At 48.8% G+C, this 21,526-nt stretch carries 15 protein-coding genes; 4 read left to right on the top strand and 11 right to left on the bottom strand.

The annotated features are described in order from the left end of the window. Positions 1-23 precede the first annotated feature (23 nt). Positions 24-473 (top strand): carboxymuconolactone decarboxylase family protein, encoded by a 450-nt coding sequence (locus SHEWMR4_RS09870; protein WP_011622645.1) that lies wholly within the window; start codon positions 24-26, stop codon positions 471-473. Positions 474-558: 85 nt separating this feature from the next. On the opposite strand, the gene SHEWMR4_RS09865 is transcribed toward SHEWMR4_RS09870, so the two are convergent. From SHEWMR4_RS09865 to SHEWMR4_RS09855, 3 genes are all read right to left on the bottom strand, one after another. Next, positions 559-1,566 carry a class I SAM-dependent rRNA methyltransferase gene (locus SHEWMR4_RS09865; RefSeq protein ID WP_011622644.1) on the bottom strand — a complete coding sequence of 336 codons (1,008 nt, stop codon included), beginning with the start codon at positions 1,564-1,566 and terminating at the stop codon, positions 559-561. 187 nt (positions 1,567-1,753) lie between these two features. Then, the gene (locus SHEWMR4_RS09860) at positions 1,754-2,632 is read right to left on the bottom strand and encodes an alpha/beta fold hydrolase (RefSeq protein WP_011622643.1); all 879 of its coding nucleotides are present in this window, start codon (positions 2,630-2,632) and stop codon (positions 1,754-1,756) included. 134 nt (positions 2,633-2,766) lie between these two features. Continuing rightward, entirely contained in the window at positions 2,767-3,060 is a 294-nt protein-coding gene (locus tag SHEWMR4_RS09855) for a YciI family protein (RefSeq protein WP_011622642.1), read from the bottom strand. 744 nt (positions 3,061-3,804) lie between these two features. Between SHEWMR4_RS09855 and SHEWMR4_RS09850 the strand changes: the two genes are divergently transcribed. Both SHEWMR4_RS09850 and SHEWMR4_RS09845 read left to right on the top strand, forming a co-directional pair. Continuing rightward, positions 3,805-5,400 (top strand): MFS transporter, encoded by a 1,596-nt coding sequence (locus SHEWMR4_RS09850; RefSeq protein WP_011622641.1) that lies wholly within the window; start codon positions 3,805-3,807, stop codon positions 5,398-5,400. A gap of 137 nt (positions 5,401-5,537) precedes the next feature. Further along, the gene (locus SHEWMR4_RS09845; protein WP_011622640.1) at positions 5,538-8,054 is read left to right on the top strand and encodes a glucan 1,4-alpha-glucosidase; all 2,517 of its coding nucleotides are present in this window, start codon (positions 5,538-5,540) and stop codon (positions 8,052-8,054) included. A 192-nt stretch (positions 8,055-8,246) separates the two neighbouring features. Here SHEWMR4_RS09845 and SHEWMR4_RS09840 read toward each other — a convergent pair whose 3' ends face one another. After that, entirely contained in the window at positions 8,247-9,059 is an 813-nt protein-coding gene (locus SHEWMR4_RS09840) for an AraC family transcriptional regulator (RefSeq protein WP_011622639.1), read from the bottom strand. A 79-nt stretch (positions 9,060-9,138) separates the two neighbouring features. On the opposite strand from SHEWMR4_RS09840, the gene SHEWMR4_RS09835 reads away from it, so the two are divergent. Continuing rightward, complete coding sequence (locus SHEWMR4_RS09835) at positions 9,139-10,527, top strand: SLC13 family permease (RefSeq protein WP_011622638.1); 1,389 nt, start codon at positions 9,139-9,141, stop codon at positions 10,525-10,527. Positions 10,528-10,683: 156 nt separating this feature from the next. On the opposite strand, the gene SHEWMR4_RS09830 is transcribed toward SHEWMR4_RS09835, so the two are convergent. From SHEWMR4_RS09830 to SHEWMR4_RS09800, 7 genes are all read right to left on the bottom strand, one after another. Beyond that, positions 10,684-11,277 (bottom strand): membrane integrity-associated transporter subunit PqiC, encoded by a 594-nt coding sequence (locus tag SHEWMR4_RS09830; RefSeq protein WP_011622637.1) that lies wholly within the window; start codon positions 11,275-11,277, stop codon positions 10,684-10,686. A gap of 1 nt (position 11,278) precedes the next feature. Beyond that, positions 11,279-12,931 (bottom strand): intermembrane transport protein PqiB, encoded by a 1,653-nt coding sequence (gene pqiB, locus SHEWMR4_RS09825; protein ID WP_041408767.1) that lies wholly within the window; start codon positions 12,929-12,931, stop codon positions 11,279-11,281. Between the two features lie 28 nt (positions 12,932-12,959). Further along, positions 12,960-14,240 (bottom strand): paraquat-inducible protein A, encoded by a 1,281-nt coding sequence (locus tag SHEWMR4_RS09820; RefSeq protein WP_011622635.1) that lies wholly within the window; start codon positions 14,238-14,240, stop codon positions 12,960-12,962. A gap of 122 nt (positions 14,241-14,362) precedes the next feature. After that, entirely contained in the window at positions 14,363-15,832 is a 1,470-nt protein-coding gene (locus tag SHEWMR4_RS09815; protein WP_011622634.1) for an efflux transporter outer membrane subunit, read from the bottom strand. A 2-nt stretch (positions 15,833-15,834) separates the two neighbouring features. Further along, positions 15,835-18,942 (bottom strand): efflux RND transporter permease subunit, encoded by a 3,108-nt coding sequence (locus SHEWMR4_RS09810; RefSeq protein ID WP_011622633.1) that lies wholly within the window; start codon positions 18,940-18,942, stop codon positions 15,835-15,837. After that, positions 18,939-20,048, bottom strand: a complete 1,110-nt coding sequence (locus SHEWMR4_RS09805) for an efflux RND transporter periplasmic adaptor subunit (protein ID WP_227499239.1) — start codon at positions 20,046-20,048, stop codon at positions 18,939-18,941. Before SHEWMR4_RS09805 ends, SHEWMR4_RS09810 begins: the two co-directional genes overlap by 4 nt. An 88-nt stretch (positions 20,049-20,136) precedes the next feature. Beyond that, a complete protein-coding gene (locus tag SHEWMR4_RS09800) occupies positions 20,137-21,042 on the bottom strand; it encodes a LysR family transcriptional regulator (protein WP_011622631.1) in 906 nt (301 codons plus the stop codon). Positions 21,043-21,526: the final 484 nt, after the last annotated feature.

Here is a 21,526-nt window from a genome sequence, read left to right as displayed (position 1 = left end):
AGCCTCAACTTACAGGAGGCTTTATGTCAGAACGAATTCCACGCCAACAGATTTACCAACTCCAACCCGAACTCGCCAAAGCACTTATTAGCCTAGATAAAGCGACCGCTGACTCGGCGTTTTCACCATTATTGGTACATTTAGTCAAACTGAGGGCATCGCAACTCAATGGCTGCGCGTTTTGTCAGCGAATGCACGCTGAGGAAGCGCGCCACGATGGTGAAACCCAGCGGCGTTTAGATTTACTGGCCGCTTGGCACGAAGTCGATGGTCTCTTTGATGCACGGGAGCAAGCGGCGCTGCGCTGGACCGAAACCTTAACCCGCGTCGCCCAATCGCCGGTGCACGACAGTGAATATGCTGCACTCACCGAGCATTATTCTGAGAAAGAAATTGTCGATCTCACCTGCCTAATCATCGCCATTAATGGTTGGAACCGCGTCGCGATCGCCTTCCATTTACAACCCATTTAGCGGCAGATAAATCGACAAATAAACAGGGCTCCGAATCGGGTGCCCTGCTTGTTGATATCACTGAGTCGTTCGTATCGCTATGTCGTTAGTTTAAGGTCAATGCGACAATTTTAAGTGGATGATTATCATCGAATGACGGGAAATCCTCATGGGGATCGAGCCAAGTGTGCTCAGTCACACCTCGGCCTTGTTTTTCAACGCAGCGTACTAGGCTATCAAACCAATCTTGTCGGTCTACTTTGGCGACATTATTGCAACACACGATTGTGCCACCGGCCTTGGTTGATAATAACGCGGGTTTAAATAACCCTTGGTAATCATTAACTAAATCGACAATTCCGAAGGCACTTTTGGCATAACGAGGAGGATCGAGGAACACCAGATCAAATTGGGTTTGCGGCAATTTGGGGTAACTCGGCAATTTTTGATTACGACGTCCGCCCACATTTAAACCTGCTAATTGGCGCAGGGCCGGAAACGCATCGCTCTGCACAAATTCACATACCTCTGACACTTGGTTTAACTCGGCATTGGTTCGCCCAGCGGCGAGTGCAAAGGAGGAAAAGTCAACATTCACAACCCGTTCTGCACCGCCCATGGCTGCTGCGGTTCCAATACCACAGGTATAAGAAAACAAATTCAGCACGGTTTTATCTTGGCTGTGTGCCCGCACATATTCACGACCAATACGCATATCAAGAAATAACAGCGGATCCTGTCCTTCGTGGCGCAGCTTAGTGGTGAATTTGATCCCATTTTCCTGCATCACCAACTCCGCACAGGCAATATCATCCAGCTCAGGGCTTAATGTATTGAGCACGCGGGAATGACCAGCGGAGCGATCGTTATACACCACAGGCAGAGCCACTTCTTGGGTGAGCACTTCCACAATTTCAGCTAATTCCGCAGCGGTTAAGGTTTGGTGAAAACTCTGCACTAACCAATTATCGCCGTAGCGATCGACATTCAAGCCACTGACGCCTTCGACTGTGCCATGGAACACCCGAAAACAATCGGTATGGTCTTGTTCTGCTTGCAGTAAAAAATCATGGCGCTTGGCCAGAGCCGTCGATAACAGCGTTTGAATAGACATAAAAAGCGGGACTCATACAGCGGAAACCTGCGTAAGGTTTCGAGGGCAAAACGGCATAATACCAAACTAGGCCGCAGAATATCGGATAAATTCACCCTGCCTGTGCGAAAAAATGGCCTTTAGCCTCTTGGCTCGCCGCGATTGTTAGTTCGCTTTTTAGCTTTAGTCGTTACCGCTAAATGCATGCTCAGACTAATTTATACCTTCCGTTTCGATGCAATTCAGCGAGTCCACTTTGGATAAGGCTTAAGCAGGCTGAGGGATCTTCTAATGGCAGCAGATGTCCATAGCGCTTATCTTCTAAAAACACTGTGTCTGGCGCGAGCTGTTGCCAGCGCTGCCAAGTCGCTTCAGAAAAGAAAACTGACGGTTTCCCTCGGATGGCGACGCAGGGAAGCTTTAGCTGCTGCAATATCGATAATACATTCGGAGGTTGAGTGTAATTATGCGCTTCCCACTGTTTAGGAAACTTCAACGCGAACTGCCCATCAGTGTTTTGATAAACCCCGAATTGGGCTAAGGCAGCAAACGCCTCATCATCAAAGCGTTTGTATAGCTTACTCATTTTGCAATATTCAAGAAAATGCTCACGGCTTTCCCACATATCGCGCTTTTTTAAGGTATTTTTTGCGGGCGCAGTAAAATTCATTAGTGATTTAGGCATTAACTTGGCAAACCAAGCGATAGAGCGCGATACCATTGCGGGTTCAATAAGGACCAATGCCTTAAACAAATCGGGTCTTTTGCTGGCGGCAAGAATAGTACTGGTTGCTCCCATCGAATGGCCTATTCCCACAATTGGCGCACTGCAATGTCGTTCAATGTGCGAGATCAAATCATTGGCATATAACTGCCAATCTCGGCGCTTAGGCGGCAAACCAATATCGGGCCATGTCGGTCTTAACTCGAGTGCACTCAGGCTGAATGCTGGCTGCAACTTGGCTAATAAGGGCGCATAAACACCCAATGGAAACCCATTAGCATGGTAAAAATGCGCACCTTCGCCAGTGCCATAAAAGGTCTTATAAACCTTTACCTGTTGTAATTCTTTCCAAATTTGATCCATCAAATCCTACTTATTGCGTCCCGCTGTGCTAGTTAAGCGGCATGAAATTACCCAATCTCAGCATTTGGCACCTTTCGCTAAAGCGACGAAATCTAGCCTGCCGATATCAGCCTCTATAACAGACTTAAAGGCCATTAGATCACTTCAATCAACTGCTCTAAACCAGCAGCGGCTCGAGTGGGGACAAATTCTACCACCTCAAATTCGGCCACCTCTTCGATATAGAAGGGGTCGAGTTTGACAATGGCTTCAAGCTCGGCGCGATTATCCGCTTTGGCAAGGATCACTCCGCCCGTGCGGGGAACCTTACGGCCAGAGGCGATAAAGGTGCCCTTGGCATAATATTCATCGAGATAGGCAATATGGGCCGCTAAATGCAGTTCCACATCGGCCAGCGTTTTTTTGTAGGTTAAAGTAATAACAAACATAGCGTTCCTTAAAGGCGTAATAACAAACCAGAATGAATACTCGATTGCTCTTGCCACACACTTCAATGGCGGCAAGTCGCCAATAGTCAGTAAAGTCTGGCGACATAGTGATGCATTATGCTTTCGCTATCAATAGCCTAGGGCGTGTTGATTAAGCTGAAAGATGAGCCATGAACTTAGCCACCGTTCTGAGTCGATTGAATACATAGCCCCCCATCACAGCGCGAGTTATCCGTGGAGCAAGGTTCTGAACTCATCCCATCGATGTGAGTACAGGATAAATCGAGGGTTTAAACCCATCCACGCCTCACGTAAAATCCACACACTATTAGTTACAGGGCTGTTTCGCTAGGGTTATCAAGGAATGATGAATACGTATGTAAGCGGTTGTGCGTCAATTGGCGCTGCGGCTACTATAAATTCGCTAGTTTCACCCTCTGCTTGTGGGGTTGAACACTGTGAGGTCGTTTCTGGTGGTTGCCTTTGAGGATAGCTGTCAGGCTTAGGTTCTTTTCTGCTATTGAGCATTTGCATCATTGAGTATGAAAATGAATTTATTGGCGAATATGCTTCTGAGGGAGAGGTATATTCGCCATTTTTTCACCCACATTGCCAAGCGGTGATGCACATAGGGGAAGCTAGCACAACACGCGTAAAACTGAGCAAAGGCCATTGAACAGGCCACACATTATAACGATAAATGACTCAAGGCAGCCCCGCTGCCCGCTACTGAAGGGAAGTTGCATGTCCGCGGATCAACAAACGGTTACCCCATTAGAGAATTTCTCGCCCAAGGTGGCGCAGCGCGCCGTGCATAGGGTGCAACCCGAGCTGAATTTCTGGCAAATCTTTAATATGTGCTTTGGCTTTTTGGGGATCCAATTCGGCTTTGCGCTGCAAAATGCCAACGTCAGCCGCATTTTCCAAACCCTTGGCGCCTCTATCGATGATATTCCGATCCTGTGGATTGCCGCGCCGTTAACGGGTCTGCTGGTTCAACCTATTATTGGTTATCTGAGCGATAACACTTGGGGGCGTTTAGGTCGCCGCCGGCCGTATTTTTTAATCGGCGCCATTTGTACGACTCTCGCCATTTTTGTGATGCCGCATTCCCCTACGTTGTGGATTGCCGCGGGCATGCTGTGGATTATGGATGCTTCAATCAATATCGCCATGGAACCCTTCCGTGCCTTTGTGGGGGATAATTTACCTCCTAAGCAGCGCACCCAAGGCTATGCGATGCAAAGCTTTTTTATCGGCATCGGCGCGGTTGTGGCCTCGGCCCTACCCTATATTCTCAGCAACTTCTTTGCTGTCGCCAATACCGCACCCGCGGGCGAAATAGCCGATTCGGTGCGTTATGCCTTCTATTTTGGTGGCGCAGTGCTGTTTCTTAGCGTGGCTTGGACTGTTGTGTCCACCAAAGAATATTCCCCCGATGAACTCGCCGCCTTCCATGGCAATGCTGACGCAGGCATAGATGAGCAACAAAACCGCACACGCACCCATAAGAATTATCAATCTGCCGCTATCGTTTGGATGGCTGTAGGCGCACTGCTGACGCTTGCGGTGTGGACACAGGATTTAGATAAGCAGCTGTATATTTTAACCTTAGGGATTTTTGCCTTTGGCCCATTGCAACTTTACTGCGCCCTGCGTTTAGGCAAATCTTCGCCCTCACAGCGCGCGCAACTGGGCATTGTCTTTAATGTGGTCGATGATTTATTCCATATGCCTAAGGCCATGCATCAGTTAGCCATAGTGCAGTTTTTCTCTTGGTTCGCGCTCTTTGCGATGTGGATTTACACCACTTCAGCGGTCACGTCCTACCATTTTGGCAGCAGCGATGTGTTATCTAAGGCCTATAACGATGGCGCCGATTGGGTGGGCGTACTGTTCGCCTCCTACAATGGATTTTCGGCCATTGCGGCTCTGTTTATCCCACTGCTTGCTAAACGTATCGGCATCAAACTGACCCACACCTTTAATATGTTCTGCGGCGGTTTTGGGTTGATCAGTTTCTATTTTATCAAAGATCCCAGTCTGTTATGGCTACCCATGATTGGCGTGGGTATCGCCTGGGCCTCGATTCTCTCCGTGCCCTACGCCATGTTATCTGGCGCCTTACCGCCGAAAAAGATGGGCGTGTATATGGGGATTTTTAACTTCTTTATCGTGATCCCACAGCTGCTCGCAGCCAGTGTTTTAGGCTTAATTCTTAATGGATTATTTGATGGTCAGCCCATCTATGCCCTTATCACTGGCGGCGTCCTGATGCTCTGCGCCGGGATTGCCGTGCTCTTTGTTGAGCAACCGAATACTCAGCACACTCAAGCGTAAATCGCAGATCCTACAACTCGGCACCCTTGGCGTTTGAGCGTTTGGGCAACTAAACGCCAAGACGCATGGCCACATAGCTTACAACAAGAATAAATCGCAATTAGCACCATCTATTGATTGGGGAGATTTTGAAGAATATGGCATTGACAACAGTACCTTCGCAGCAGGCTCGCAGCTTAACTCACCGCCGCAACTTAACTCGTAAGCCGATTGCGCTCGCAATTGCCGCAAGCATAATCGGCGTTGCCAGCTTAACGGGCTGCTCACCCTCGGCCCCCAATGCAGACACATCAACACCAACCGTCACAAAAGCCACAGACGCACAGATTGCCCCCGGCGCCCCCGGCAAAGCCCCAACCTGGGCGTTCTCCGGCAAAACCGGTATCGGTACCTCCTATGAGCCTTATACTCAAGGGCAATACCAAGACAGCATCCAAAATCCCATTAGCCGAGTGTGGTTCTCCGTCGCACAGGGGATTTTAACCGAGACCATGTACGGCCTTATTCACAACGCTCAGCTCAAAGAGTTGCAATTTGTGATCACAGGCAATGGCTTTGTCGATACCGAAAAAGACAACACTATCAGCAGCATTGAATACTTAGATACCGATGCCAATGGCCGCCCACAATCCTTGGCCTATAAGATTATCAATCGCGATGTTGAAGGTAAGTATCAGATAGAAAAACATATCTTTACCGATCCCGACCGCGATACGCTGATGATGCGCGTGACGTTTACCGCCTTTGAAGCAGGCATCACACCGCATTTATACGTTAACCCCCATATCGATAATGCGGGCGCGAATGATATTGGCAGAATCGATCATCAAGCCCTTATCGCTCGCACCGCCGATCCCCACAGCAGCGTAATGACAGTTAAATCGGATATCGATTTTACGCAGGCGACTACGGGCTTTGTCGGTGTATCCGACGGTTTGGCCGATTTAGGCGATAACGGCAAGCTTGATACGCTGTATCAGGCCACCAGCAACGCCGAAAATCCTACTCAAGGCAACATTGCCTTTACCGCCAGTTATCCCGTACTCCAAGCGAATCAAGCTCTTAATGTGAATTTGGCGATTGGTTTTGGCCATGATGAAACGAGCAGTTTAGCCAATGCCAACGCCAGCTTAACGGCGGGGTATGACAAAGTGCTGAGCCAATACAACGCTGGTTGGCACAGTTATTTACACTCGCTACCCGCGATGCCTGATATGGCGCAAAGCACCACAGATAATGGCAAGCTGCTGTATACCAGTGCCATGGTACTTAAGGCGCAGGAAGATAAAACCTACGCTGGCGCCCTTATCGCGTCGCTTTCTAATCCTTGGGGCGATACCGTACCTGCTGTCACACCCAGCACGGGCTACAAGGCCGTTTGGCCCCGTGACTTTTACCAGTGCGCCATGGCATTTCTCGCCATGGGCGATACGCAAACGCCTAAAGTCGCCTTTGAGTACCTTAAAAAGGTGCAAGTGAGTGACAAAACTCCAGGCTTTAGCGGCACGCCCGGTTGGTTTTTACAAAAGACTCATGTGGATGGCCAAATCGAATGGGTTGGCGTACAGCTCGACCAAACGGCGATGCCGATCATGCTCGGCTGGAAACTCTGGCAGGCAGGCGTACTCAGCCAAGCGGAACTGAGCCATTGGTATCAAGAGATGCTAAAAGCTGCGGCGGACTTTTTAGTCAGCGGCGGCGAGGTGAATCTTGACTGGAATCACACGCAAATTACGCCACCGAAAACCCAGCAAGAACGTTGGGAAGAACAAGCTGGTTATTCGCCCTCCACCACGGCCGCAGTTATCGCAGGTTTAGTGGCTGCGAGTGATATTGCTAAGGCAGTAAACGACAGCGATACCAGTCAGCGTTATCTCGCAACCGCTAAAACGCTTAATCAACAACTTGAAAAACACTTAGTGACGACCCAAGGTTTGCTTACCGATAGCCAAGGCATTAAGGCGCCTTATTATCTGCGATTAAGCCCCAACGGTGAGCCAAACACCGCCGAGACACTCGCCGCGAATAATGGTCGTGCGGGATTAGATCAACGTCAGATCCTCGATGGCGGCTTTTTAGAACTGGTGCGCTACGGCGTGCGTGGCGCAACCGATAAGCTGATTAATCAAAGCCTAGCGCTGGTGGATAACACTGAGCTTGAGGAAAATTTACGCCTCAAATACAACTTTACTGCCAAAGATGGCAGCAACGTTCCCGGCTTTAGGCGTTACGGTAACGATGGCTACGGTGAAGATACCCTCACTGGCGCAAACTACGCCGAATCAGGCAGTAATAGCGACAACCAACGCGGCCGCGTCTGGCCCTTCTTCACCGGCGAGCGTGGTCATTTTGAATTGGCCCTCGCTAGCGCCAAGGGAGAGCTAACGGGTACTCACGCGCAGCAAACCAAACAGCAGCTTATCAATACCTATGTGCAAGGGATGGAAACCTTCGCCAACGCGGGTCTGATGCTCCCCGAGCAAGCGTGGGACGGTGTGGGTAACGCCACACGTTACCAATATCAACTCGGCCAAGGCACTAACTCCGCCACCCCACTCGCTTGGACCCACGCTGAATATATCAAGCTGGTACGTTCAATGAGCGACGGTCGAGTCTGGGATAACTATCCAATCGTCCCAGAAGCGTTGAAATAAATCCTACGCAATACAATCTCATGTGTCCCTTAGCCGCTGATTAGCACTGAGGGACTTTGTTTGGGAACGATCTTAAGGGGTTATCTCTTAGGGCTATTTCTAAGAACTATTTCTAAAAACAATCTCTACGAGCTAGCTTTGCCGCTATCCAAGGCAGCTTTCTTTGTCGCTATTTGATTTAAGATGGTAATGCTACCGCGTGGCTTGCACGCTTTTTTGGGCGTATTCCTGAGGCGTGCAACCAAATAAGGCTTTAAATGCTGCGCTAAAGCTACTGACACTCAAATACCCCAGACTATGGGCCACGCCCGTCGTGCTCTCCCCTTGGGTTAACCGCTCAAGGGAGTTGAGTAATCGATACCTTTGGCGCCATTGTCTATAGGTCTGTCCGGTTTCGGCTTTAAAGAGTCGTTCAATGGTTCTGATACTCGCCCCCGCGCCTTGGGCTAATTCGGCCAAGGTATATTCTGCCTGCGGTTTTTTGATCAACAGTTGGATCACTCGGCCAAGACGCGGATCCGAGCCCGCATTCAGATAGGTATTCACACTGTCGAGTGTATCTAGCTCGTCAATGGCACTTAAACCCAAGCGGAAATACTTTGCGGGCTCCATCGAGGTGTTTTGACATAGCTTCAGCACCATTTCGCGCATTAGCGGCGTCATAGTAACCATCACCACCTGCGTGTCCTGCACTCTAACGCGATAACTGGGATCGATATACAAGTTGCGAAGATGAGCATGGGTTTCGCAGTTAATTTGATGTCGGCAACCACTGGGGAGCCACACGGCATGGGTCGATGGCACCACCCAAACCGCATTGTCGCTCTGTACCCGTAAAATCCCTTTTGCCGCCCAAAGTAACTGCCCCCGAGGGTGAGAATGGGGTTCAACGCCCATTTCGGCCTCGAGATTGCGCGCATTACTCAATACGGGACGATTTGCATCTAACGTGAACGCAAATTGGCTGGGTGCCAACATTGTCGCTTTAGAAATAACATCTGACACATTACCACCTTAAAACGCCATACCAACTGGGCTATCTTAGGCCGCAATATCAATGCCCGCAATATTAAGGTGATCCCCTATGGGTAAGTTAAGTATTAAAAAATGGTTGATCTTTAGCGCCATGCTCGTCGCCGTTTTGTTGGCTATGTTTCCACTCAAGCAGCACCCGGCCCTTTTTTCCTACAGCGCATCGGTCGTACTCATCACCCTGCTGTTTTGGAGCACAGGTTTTATTCCGCCCTTTATGGCGGGGCTGATCTTTTTTGCCTTGGCCACCATTTTTAAGCTGATCGATCCCAGTGCGCTGTTCTCGGGATTCGGTTCGGCGGCGGTGTGGTTAATTATCTCCGGCTTTGTGATTGGCGGCGCCATTTCAGAGTCGGGATTGAGTCGTCGCCTCGCCGCCCTTATCGCCCCCGCGTTAACCATGAGTTATCAGCGCATGATTGCGGGACTCGTCATCAGCGCGATGTTACTGGGATTTGTGATGCCATCCTCCGTGGGGCGCGCGGTTGTGATGCTGCCCATCGGCATGGCCTTAGCAGAGCAGCTTGGGTTTAGCCGTGGCAGCAATGGCAGAATAGGCATAGCTACCGCACTGGCACTCGCCTGTAATATGCCAAGCCTTGCGGTACTGCCCGCCAATATTCCCAATATGATTTTGGCCGGTGCGAGCGAAAATCTGTTTAACGTGCATTTTGGCTATGCAGAATATCTGTTTCTGCATTTTCCGATTTTAGGTCTGCTCAAATCGGCCATCATAGTGGCGCTCGTGGTGTATTTGTTTCCGGCCAAGATAGATAAAACCCAGATGGCGGCAGCGACGGATATCGAAGCGTATGATGTAGTCAAGCAAGTTAAGCTCGGGGTGTTACTCGTCATCACCCTGTTATTTTGGATAACTGACTCATGGCATGGGATCAATCCTGCATGGGTGGGGCTAACGACCGCCATCATCCTTTTGCTGCCGAAATGGGGCATTATTGAGCCAAAGCGTTTTAATCAATCGGTTGATTTTTCAACGGTTATCTTTGTTGCCGCCGCACTCGGGCTAGGCGTTTTAGTCAATCAATCGGGGCTTGGCAGCGAACTCGGCCAAGTATTCAGTCAATACCTTCCCCTGTCACAAGGTGGCTCTTTCCTCAACTTTATGTCCTTATCCCTGATATCGACCTTAACTGGATTAGTGGCAACCGTGCCTGGCGTACCTACGGTATTAACCCCAATGGCTGCCGACCTGGCGAATGCAACAGGGTTTTATCTCCCTGCGGTATTGATGACCCAAGTGATCGGCTTTTCGACAGTGATTTTTCCCTATCAAGCGCCGCCGCTGATTTTGGCGATGCAACTGTCTCAGGAGTCCCTCGCCCATCTGCTGAAAGTCACCTTACCCTTAGCGCTGATCACCTTACTAGTGCTGATGCCGCTGGATTACCTCTGGTGGCAGTTATTAGGCTGGATAAGCTAAGTGTCCTCTCAGAAGCACTAAGCGTTTTTTCCTACGACAGACGTTAAGTAGAAGGCGACGTTAAGCAATTCAAACTTAGGCCGCTCATGCCAAAGTTCAGCTTAATGTCGCCTTTAGAAGTGACTTCACCTAAGTACTGTCAACACAATATTTCGCTTACTGAGCAGGCGTATGCTGCGCCGCCATTAAGCGAATATCATCAGCAAGCTGTATCAAGCCTTTATCCATGCTGCTGACAAGAGCGGTATAGCCTTCTTCAGGCAAAGCAATCCGATATTGGAATGGCTGTTCAAGCAGCACTTGCTGCATCTTATCCATCAGGCGCCACTGTCCACCCACAACAGCCTCACCCGTATAGCTGCCATAAAATTCAGTCACTGTGAGGTCGAGTTGGCCTAATTTAGTCGGCTCATCTGTTGATAAGGTCCAGGTAGCGGGCACACTGCATGGCTGGCTTAGCAAATTGTTTAACCTAAATTGGATTTGCTCGGCCAGAGAGCCCGCCCATAAATGCTGCCTCGCTACGACTAACTCCTGTGGTGAGGTTTGATAGAGCAAACCATTGGTATTGAGGTAGTCAGCTAAGTTCACCCGATTAACAGCTAGCGAGCACAGGCCGCCAGAACCCATATCAGGACTTATAAGACCGGGATCTGTTGTATGTTGCAGGGCAATAAAATAGGTTTTAGGTGCGGGCTGACTGCTACAGCCCGCCATCAAAAATACAATAAATAACACTAAAATACGCATATTAGTTACCTTTAACTGGGATTGGGTCAGCAGGCAGATCTGCCCCTAAAATAAGTGCGTTAGGCTTTTGATTCAGCTGGCGCGACAAGGGCGCTAATTCTTTCATCAAGGTTTGCAGTTGCTGCAGACTGGTCTGAAGTTCGACATAAACGCTCGACTCAGGTCCATATCCCTTCGCTACTGAACTCACGGTTTGCAAGGTTTGTTGCATGTCGGCGGGCAGCGATAACACCTCCTGCTGTTGCAGCACTTGGTCCAAGCTGGCACCAACCTTGCTCCATTGTGACAGGGCGCTGGCGGTATTCTGTAATGTGGCATTCACCTCAGTAAAGGTTTTTTCTAACGGTAAGTTATTGAGTTTAGTGATAAGTTGCCCTACTTGTTTTTGGATCTCGGCCACTCCAGCACGTTTTGTCGGAAAAATGGGATATCCCATAAAGTTGGCATTTTGATAGGGCTTAGCGTCTGAATATAAATCCAAATCGATAAATAAGGCCCCTGTCAATAAATTGCCCGTTTTCAGACTCGCCCGCAGGCCCGATTGCAACTCACGCTCGATTTCAGTGCGTAGATTATCCAGCCCAACCTGTTCTGCGTGCTCGAAGACACGTGCCAGATCAATTTTGACCAGCACAGGAATGGTGCCATGGCTAAAACGGCCAAAATGGGGATCGAGTTGCTGTAGCGTGAGTGGCGATTTCAGCACCTCGCCGATAGTGATACCACGGAACTCCACACTCGCCCCGTCGTGCAATCCGCGAATAGACTCATCGAACAACATCACAAACTCTAAATACTTATCGTACATACTCTCGCTAGCAAGCTCTTGGGAGTCATACAATCTAAACTCACTCCCATCCTCTGTAATTTTTGCCCCTGCGAGTCGACCTTCGGGAAAACCAAAACTGACGCCACCAGTAAGCAAGGTTTCGAGTGAACCCACTTGCAGATTTAATCCTTTTGCCGAGAGTTGCATATTAATGCCCGAAGTCAGCCAGAACTGGCTGTTATCGCGCACTAACTCATCGTAGGGTTTATTAATAAACAATTGGTAAAACGCCTCACGACGCTCGGTATTAAACCCCGTGTTTTCCACTCGGCCAACCCGAAAACCTTCGTAAAGCACAGGATCGCCCACACTGAGTTTGCCGGCTTGAGGGCTATTAAGCATGATCCGTATTCCCTGCTCATCGACCGAGGCGACGGGGGGATTATCCAGCACGGTAAACTCATACTGGGGCGTGTCAGATTTACCCGGCTCCAGTTCGATATACGCGCCCGAGAGCAGAGTATCTAGCCCCGAAACGCCGCCCATGCCAATCCGTGGTTTAACCACCCAAAAACGCGCATCTTGCTTTAACATGCGTTTGGCATCATTTGAAATCCGTGCGGTCGCCACAATGGCGCTGTAGTCATCGCTTAATTTAATGGTTTCGATCACTCCCACATTCACATTGCGAGATTTTAAAAAGGTTTTACCAACTTCAATGCCCTCAGCGGTCTTTAAATGCAGTTGGATTTCTGTCCCCAACTGGCTGAAATAGCTATATAACATCCAGCAGCCAATCATGGCCGCGATGAGAGGGATAAACCATACGGGGGAAAGTTGCCGAACTTTTGACTCTTTAGCTCGGATATCTTCATTATTTATCATGTTATTACTCATTTTAAATGGGTAGCTTCTATCGATTTGTGCTGAAGGTTTGCCGCCACAGAACTCGAGAATCAAAGCTCATGGCTGACAGCATGGTTAAGATCACGACCATGGCAAAAGACAATGCCGCGGGGCCGGGTTTAATCGCCATTAATTCATTGAGTTGCACCAATGCAGTCAATAAAGCCACCACAAAAATATCAATCATAGACCAACGACCAATGAATTCAGTCACTCGGTAAAGTTGTTGATTTTTAATGGTTTGCTCAGGTGAATGGGGGTTGCCTGCTTGGTGGAATAAGTAAGCCAAAGAGGCGATTTTTGCCGTGGGGATCACTATGCTGGCAAAGAAGATAATCGAAGCCACAGGATAGGATCCCATATGCCATAACAGCACTACACCACTGATAATGGTTGATGCCTCCGTTTGCCCCACGCTGGTGGTGTACATGATGGGATAAAAGTTTGCTGGAATATAAAACACGACCGCCGCAAGCAAAAATGCCCATGCGGCCTGCATACTGGATACGGGTAAGTATTTATGTAATGGCCCAGAGCAACGGCCACATTCAGATGTATCGATGGCATTTAACTGGCCACAGATAGCACACACTGCATGATTATGTTGCAAGTGCGACTCACCCGCCCTCACATAGGGTGTCACGACTCTGGGAGTTAATTTATCCCATACCCAAGAGCTATCGACTAGGCTAACAAACTTCACTAATAACAAGGTATAAACACAAAATGCCCAGAACGAAGGGCCAAAGCCGACCTCAGCCAGTGACAGGATTTTCACCATAGCAACTAAGATCCCGACGAGGAACACATCTGCCATCAGCCAAGACTCAAATTTAAATACCCGCTTGCTCCAACGTTTAAGCCAGCTAAGCTCAATGGTTTTTCCTTGCTGTACTAAGTAGGCTTGCCTATAAATGAACATTGAAAAACTGATATAAATCAACGGCAAAATCACCACACACAACAAGATGAGCATGGCCAACAAATTATTACTGGCATAATGCATACTGATCAATGCAGACCATAAGCTGGCTTGTTGTGATAAGCCCTGCACACTGAAGGATAAGAAAGGGAACCCCAGACTCAATCCCAACATCATTAAGGTCGCGATCCCATAGGCCCAAATCGGCTGAAAGGGTGTGGCTAATGCGGCCTGCAAACTATGCTGACATCTTGGACAATGGGCACGATAACCTGGCTTGGGCTCAATGTAAGGCGTGACTAAACCACATTCCTCACAGGCCTGTAAAATCCCCTCATGCTGGGGTGAAGAACCACACTGTGACACGATAACTCCTTAAACACTGGCTCAGATTAAAGATCATTTTCAGCGACTCATAACTGAGAAGCAGATAAAGCGCTCTTGCCGTGGGGAGAACTCCCCACGGCAAGAGCCTTCTCATTCATCCTTTAATCCATGGCATTTGCCAGTGTCCAATCGCCACCCAAGGCCTTGTAGAGTGACACCACACTCGAGGCCGTTTGTAGGCGAGCTAACACTTCCGCATCCTGCATATTGTTTTTCACATTCTGCGCATTTAACACGCTCAAGTGGTTTTCTAACCCAGCACGATAAAGCGATGTTGCTTTTTGCACAGCAATCTCAGACTGCGCCTCAGCTTTAGCAATAAAGCGATGATATTGCTGGTTATTACCGTAATGCTTTAGCACTGTTTCAACTTCATTAATGGCATTGTTCACCGCCTGCTGATAGCTAAGCGCTGCGGTTTTAAAACCCGCTTCCTGTATCTCCACCATGGCTTGAGTGCGACCACCATCGAACACATTCCAACTCACTCCCGCACCTAGAGCCCAGGTAAGGGAATCCGATGAGAAAAGATCGTCGATATGATCGGCCGATAATCCCGGCGCCCCCGTCAAGAAAAAGCTCGGATACTTAGCCGCAATCGCCGCGCCCAGTTCTTGATTTTTTGCGGCCATCTCACGCTCAGCAATCGCAATATCTAAGCGGCGTGTCAGCAACTCGGAAGGAACGCCCGTTGGGATGAATTGCTTCATCGCGGGCAAGGCTGCTGCGCTTAAACGCCCTGAAGTCTCGGTCAGATTTTCCCCCAATAAAATCGCTAATCGATGTAAGTGTGCCTGCTCGGCCGAACTTAGCATGGGTAACATGGCCTCACTGGCGGCAAGCGCAGCCCTAGCATTGGCGACATCCAGTGGTGAGCCATAGCCATTACGTTCCAATGATTCCACCAAGGCCAACACTTCAGCTTGCTCCGCGATGTTTTGCCTTGCGATTGTCATACGCTCCTGCGTGCCACGGTATTGTAAATAGTTGTCTATCACTTCCGCAGTCATTAGGGTGGCCAGATTGGCACGATACAATTGTGCCTGTTCGGCGCGGATTTCAGCGGCCTGACTTAAACTCGCTATTCGGCCAAATAAATCCGCCTCCCAAGCAATGGTTGCGCCCACTGTGGTGCTGTTAGGATCGCGATTCATTAGCTTAAGCTTGCCACCGCCCAAACTATCGGGCAGACCTATGCCCCCAACCGCACCGCCCATCAGCGGATCATTTTCACTGATACGCATATCGAGGTATCCCGCGCCCACTGAAATGGTTGGCACTTTTAATGATGACACTGCGGCTTGATAGGCCCGTGCAGCACGGACCCGCTCGCTGGCGATCTGCAGACTAATATTTTGTTGCTGCGCCTTCGCCACCAGCGCATTGAGTTGAGGGTCATTAAACTTGTGCCACCAGGCTTGGTAGCCCACTCCTTCTGTGCTCACGCCCTCGGTCGGCGCATTTAAATACAGTTCACTGACTTTCACCTTTGGCGGTGCATAATCTGGAGACATACTGCATCCCCCCAGCAAACTCATTGCCGTCAAGGCCACTACTATATGTTTGTTCATGATCAGACCTCTTTGGCGCTGCGAATAACCGAATGTGTGTTGTCCGTTTGTGCGTCGAGTAACGCCTCTTCCTCGCGCTCATCCCGACGATAAAAGAGTCGATACAAGGCAGGCATCACAAATAAGGACAGCACGGACGCTGCGGTCAAACCGCCAATAATGGTCGCGGCCATTTGGTCAAACAGTCTGTCGGTCAACAAAGGGATCATCCCGAGAGCCGTTGTCAGGGCCGCCATCGAAATCGCCATGGTGCGGTTGAGCGTCGCCGCCTTAATAGCCTCGGCGATTCTGCGACCATTACGTCGTTCGAGTTCAATCTGATCCATTAACACAATGCCATTTTTGATGATCATTCCCGACAAACAGATCATGCCGACAATCGCCATAAAGCCGAAGGGTTTGTCCAGTAACACTAAACTCCAGACGATACCTATCGCCGCCAATGGCAGAGTAATCATAATGATGAGTGGTTGTCGGAATGCGTTAAACATCGCCACCAAAATCACCACCATCAACAACGTGGCCTTAGGGTTTTGTTGCATTAAGTCATCAATCGAGCGCTGCTCATCGTAATATTCGCCGCCCCACTCCAGTCGATAACCTTCGGGCAGTGGGATGGCCTCGATATCGGCCGCAATACTCTGGCGCACATTCGAAGCCGTATCGCCACTCACACCCGCTTGAGCGGTGATCGCTGGCAAACGATTACGACGCCACACCATGCTTTCTTCACCTTGGATCTCGATACTCTCCACCACCTGCCCCATAGGCACGCTGTGTGTGCCGAGTAACGAACGCACGGGAATATTCTCAAAATGCGCTAATGAAGCATCGGCGCTACGCAGCTTAATCGGGATCAAGTCGTCACCATGTCGCATAGTGCCAATATTGGTGCCTTCGGTTACCCGATTGATGGCATTGGCAATATCGGTACGTGTCACACCGGCTAAACGGGCGGCGTGCATATCCACCTGCGGTGTCATGACTTTGCTCTCTTGACGCCAGTCATCACGAACGTATTTTAAGTTCGGATGTTGACGCATGATGTCCTTGGCCTGATCGGCTAAGCCATGTAGCACCTGCGGATCGGGGCCGATAAAGCGCGCTTCAATCGAATATTTATCCTTAGTCGCTAGCTTTAGCTCCCTAAATCGAGGTTCAGCATAGGGAAACTCCTTAGCTAGCCAGGCATCGCCCTGTTGGATTAAGGTTTCGATATCGTCAAAATTGCGCATATTGATCAGGATTTGGCCATAGCTCGAATCCAATGGCTCTGGCTCGACGGTGACCGAGAACCGCGGTGCGCTTTCCCCCACATAGCTGGAAATACTCGTCACCTCGGGTTGTGCTAATAACCAACGCTCCACTTTTCGCATATCCGCCGATGTCTGCTCGATGCGCCCACCATTGGGTAGCCAATAATCGAGGAACAAAATGGGGCGATCGGACGATGGCATAAAGCTCACTTTCAACAATGGCGTGACCAGTAAAGTGCACAGCAGTAAAGGCACGGTGAAGAGTATGGTCTTCTTGGGATTTTCCACGACCCACTCCACCGCTCGCTGATACATCAGCCCATAACGTGAAGGTGGCTTAGCATTTTCAGTTTCGGCATTGCTGGAATCGCCTAAGAAGTACCAACACATCAGCGGTGTTATCACCATGGCAATAATCCATGAGAGCAACAGCGAACTACAAAGCACTTGCACTATCGAGAGTGAAAACTCGGCCGAATCCGTTTGAGACAGCAACACGGGCGCCGTACCCATGGCAGCGATCACTGTGGCGCCAAGGAGTGGCATGGCCATCTCTTTAATGCTGTCGATAACCGCTTGGGTACGTTCAATGCCCTGCTTAATCTTGGCTTGGAATAAGTCGACAATCACAATGGCGTTATCCACCAGCATGCCTAGTGCTAACACGAAGGAGCCGAGGGAGACCCGTTGCAAATCCACACTGGTCAGTTTCATATACACCAGAGTGAATAAAATGGTTATCAGCAAGCTGACGCCCACAATCGCCGCGCTACGCCAACCCATAAAGATCAGCAACACCACAACCACAATGACCACACTCTCAATCAAGTTAACGATAAAGTTACTGACTGATTTTTCGACTTCTTCTGGCTGATAGGCGATCACCCCAATGCCTGCACCATCAGGCAGTTTGGTTTGATAATCGGTCAATACACTCTTTAAGGTATCACCAATGCTCACCACATTAATGCCATTCACCGGACTCACGGCTAAGGTGATGGCTTGCTGGCCGTTATAGCGACTAAGCGTGGTAGCGGGATCTTGATACTCCATCGATACATCGGCAATGTCCCCTAAACGGATCACCGCCGACTGCAGCCCATTTAAGCCCGTTTGAATACTAAGATTGCGAATATCGTCAATGCTTTTAAAGGTATCGCCCTGTTCCACACGCAGGTTTTCGATGCCGAGGTCGAAATCCCCAGCCACGATAGGCATATTCTGGCTATGCAATTGCTCAACCAACTGCAACATGGTGAGGTTTGCCTCCGCCAGACGCTCCTCTGAAATACGGATATTCACCACCTGCTCATTGATACCGTGCAGCTGGACTTTTTTCACCCCATCGACAGCTTTAATGCGACGTTGTAATTCCCGCGCATGATCCTTTAGCTCCGCCATTTCCATATTGTCGCCATAGACGGCGAACAACATGCCGTAGACTTCCGAGAATTCATCTTGGACTATGCTGATCTGTGCTTGTACTGGCAGCTCTAATTTGACGTCTTCCACTTTACGACGCATCAAATCCCACTGCTGTGGCAAGGCCTCAGAGTTCACTTTTTCCTTGAGATCGACAAAGATCATCGAACTGCCCGGACGGGATAACGACCTTAGCTTCCAGAGGGATTCCATTTCCTCTAGCTTAGTTTCAATCTTATCCGTCACTAACTGCTCCACCTCCTTAGCATTGGCGCCAGGATAGAGGGTCACAATCACCGCACTTTTTACGGTAAAAGACGGATCTTCCAACTTGCCCAAATCAAAGTAGGAATAAATTCCCGCGATGATCGACAGCACAGTAAAAAAGATAACAAAGGTTTTTTGCCTCAGTGCAAAGGTAGAAAGACTCATGATTTAACCGACGCCCCATGCAAAATGGTTACGGCTTGGCCTTCTTCAACAAAAGCACCTCCAGCGATCACTATCTGCTCTCCGGGGGCGAGATTGCCTGTCACACATAGGGAGTCATCTGTCTGGCTCACGGATTCGACCGGAACCGCCTTAACATGTTCGGCAGTTACACGGTTCACATAGAGCTGAGTCTCTTGGCTCGCAACCGCCATTGCTGGAATGCAATAAATCGGCTTATCGCTGGCATAAGGCAGAGCGAGGTCCACACTCACCGCCTTACCCGCGACTAACTGTTTTGGAGAATGTTGTAGGTTAAATGTCACCTCATAGGTGCGCTTAAAACGATCGGGCACAGACGCAATTTTCGCCACCACAGCGGGCACGGCTTCTGTTCCCTTAAACCAGGTGACTTGACCTACTGAACCAAGATTAAGATTCCAGATCTGACTCTCGGGCACGTCTACAACTGCGTTGAGTAATTCGGGGCGATGAATGGTGAGGATTTTTGTCCCCACGTTGACTTGTTCGTGTTGGTCAACATAGGTTTTACCTATCACGCCGCTATAGGGTGCAGTCAGCTCGGTGTAACCTAGGGCATCCTGCGCTTTTTTAAGCGACTGACTGACTAACTCAACCCCTGCTTTAGCACGTGCTTCAGCGGCAACTGCACGGTCTAATTTCACACTGGCAATGGCACGATCATTAATCGCACTCTTGACCCTTTGCAGTTCAATTTTCGCCAATTGGTGGTTTGTTTTCGCCTCATCGAGCTTGGCGGTTAACTCCAATACACTGACTTGGAAATCATGGGGATCGAGCCTTGCAATCACTTGTCCCTTGGTAACCTCAGTCCCTTCCTCGGCCAGTAATTCTGCGAGCACGCCTTGGACTCGAAAAGACAAATCGGCACGATTTTCCGACTCCAAGACGCCGCTAAACTTGTAATTTTTATCTGTCACAGGAGATGGTAATTCCATCACTTGCACTAACGGACGCTTTGAGATTGTTAGGGCTTGGTCTTCATTGCTGCCACAGCCAGCGAGCACTAATGCAATGCTTGCGCAACACAAACCCATTCCAATGTTGATTGGTTTTACTCTATTCACCACAATTTCCTGTTACGAGGATAACTAAGGCGGCAAAGAGTAAAGTAGCTGGATATCTTGAACAATAATCAAAATAGATACATCAATGTCACGAATTTTGTGACAATGTGACATTTGGCGTCTTGGTCGCCTCTTGGATCAAACTATCGATCAGCAGCCGAGCCGCGTGGGTCATGCCTTTGCGGCTCGGATAGACCAACCAAGCATCATCAACATAAACTTCATATTCGGGCAAAACTTCGACCAAATTACCCAATCGCAAGTGCTCAACTACACTTAATTCGGCTAATAAACTGATCCCTGCTCCATTTAAAATGGCATGGCGAACGTAATGACTGCTGTTAGAAATAACTCGACTCTTCACGCGATATTCACCTAAGTTGAATTTCCAACTGTCTTCTAACTCACCATTTTGCTTACGATAGATCATGAGTGCATGTTGATTAAGATCCTCCAACGAAGTTGGCATACCATAGGTCGCGATATAATCAGGACTTGCGTATAACTTTCGAGATACCCGCATTAAAGGCCGGGCGATAAATGAATTGTCTTTGATACTGCCAATATGAATACAGGCATCCAGACCATAATTTAAAATATCGTGATACCCCAGATTACTGACATGGGTTTCTATCGTAATTAAGGGATAATTTTTCAAAAAATCCTGCAGTAAATTATGTGTTAAAACATCGGCTTCACCCACTAATCCCAACTTAACGGTTCCCGTTGGCATATTGCGTTGATTTTTGACACATTCATTGAGTGACTCGAGTCTTGGAATAATTTCCATTAACTGCTGATGGTAATTTTCCCCTGTGGGGGTCAGTGACAACTGACGTGTCGTACGCGTAAACAGTTTAGTACCGAGATCCGCCTCTAACTCACCGATACGCCGGCTGACCGAAGCTCTCGGGATCCCAATCGAACTGGCCGCGGAGGCAAAACTGCCTAATTCAACGACCAACAAAAAAAGCCTAAGATCATTAATTCTCACATTTAACCTCGTATTATCTGCCTGTAACTTCAGCGATGACCTCTCGCAACAATGTGGCAGTATGGGTTTATTATCATCGTCATTAGTGGTCACTATACCTGATAGCAAATTGATTTATCGACATTTTGTCTAGCCACAACCGGATGCTTTTTGTCGAAAAAATACCCAGACTCATTTCGTAACCGCATATAACTGTGGTTATCTATTGCCTATTTCATATCAAGTTCATACCAAGTTAACTCTTCACCAAAAGATATAAACATCCCAACAACAAGCCTTAGAACAATTCATATTCACTTGTCGCACTACGTATCGCATCCTGCTAAATATTCACTATTTTGGAACTGAGAATTCTGAAACGTTAAAATATGAGCCCAACGTTTAAAAATGGGATGTTAAATACGTTTTTTAAGCAAAAATAATGATGTGTTTTTAAACACTTAAGAAGATATCTTCAATTTACCACTTCAATCTTAAATTGATA

Origin of the sequence: Shewanella sp. MR-4 (assembly GCF_000014685.1) — a bacterium.
GTDB lineage: Bacteria > Pseudomonadota > Gammaproteobacteria > Enterobacterales > Shewanellaceae > Shewanella.
This window is presented reverse-complemented; position numbering and strand designations above follow the sequence as displayed.

Bases quoted from the DNA above. Each gene is read 5' to 3' on its own strand.
- SHEWMR4_RS09870 (WP_011622645.1), top strand. From the start codon at position 24: ATGTCAGAACGAATTCCACGCCAACAGATTTACCAACTCCAACCCGAA.
- SHEWMR4_RS09865 (WP_011622644.1), bottom strand. From the start codon at position 1,566: ATGTCTATTCAAACGCTGTTATCGACGGCTCTGGCCAAGCGCCATGAT.
- SHEWMR4_RS09860 (WP_011622643.1), bottom strand. From the start codon at position 2,632: ATGGATCAAATTTGGAAAGAATTACAACAGGTAAAGGTTTATAAGACC.
- SHEWMR4_RS09855 (WP_011622642.1), bottom strand. From the start codon at position 3,060: ATGTTTGTTATTACTTTAACCTACAAAAAAACGCTGGCCGATGTGGAA.
- SHEWMR4_RS09850 (WP_011622641.1), top strand. From the start codon at position 3,805: ATGTCCGCGGATCAACAAACGGTTACCCCATTAGAGAATTTCTCGCCC.
- SHEWMR4_RS09845 (WP_011622640.1), top strand. From the start codon at position 5,538: ATGGCATTGACAACAGTACCTTCGCAGCAGGCTCGCAGCTTAACTCAC.
- SHEWMR4_RS09835 (WP_011622638.1), top strand. From the start codon at position 9,139: ATGGGTAAGTTAAGTATTAAAAAATGGTTGATCTTTAGCGCCATGCTC.
- SHEWMR4_RS09830 (WP_011622637.1), bottom strand. From the start codon at position 11,277: ATGCGTATTTTAGTGTTATTTATTGTATTTTTGATGGCGGGCTGTAGC.
- pqiB (WP_041408767.1), bottom strand. From the start codon at position 12,931: ATGATAAATAATGAAGATATCCGAGCTAAAGAGTCAAAAGTTCGGCAA.
- SHEWMR4_RS09815 (WP_011622634.1), bottom strand. From the start codon at position 15,832: ATGAACAAACATATAGTAGTGGCCTTGACGGCAATGAGTTTGCTGGGG.
- SHEWMR4_RS09810 (WP_011622633.1), bottom strand. From the start codon at position 18,942: ATGAGTCTTTCTACCTTTGCACTGAGGCAAAAAACCTTTGTTATCTTT.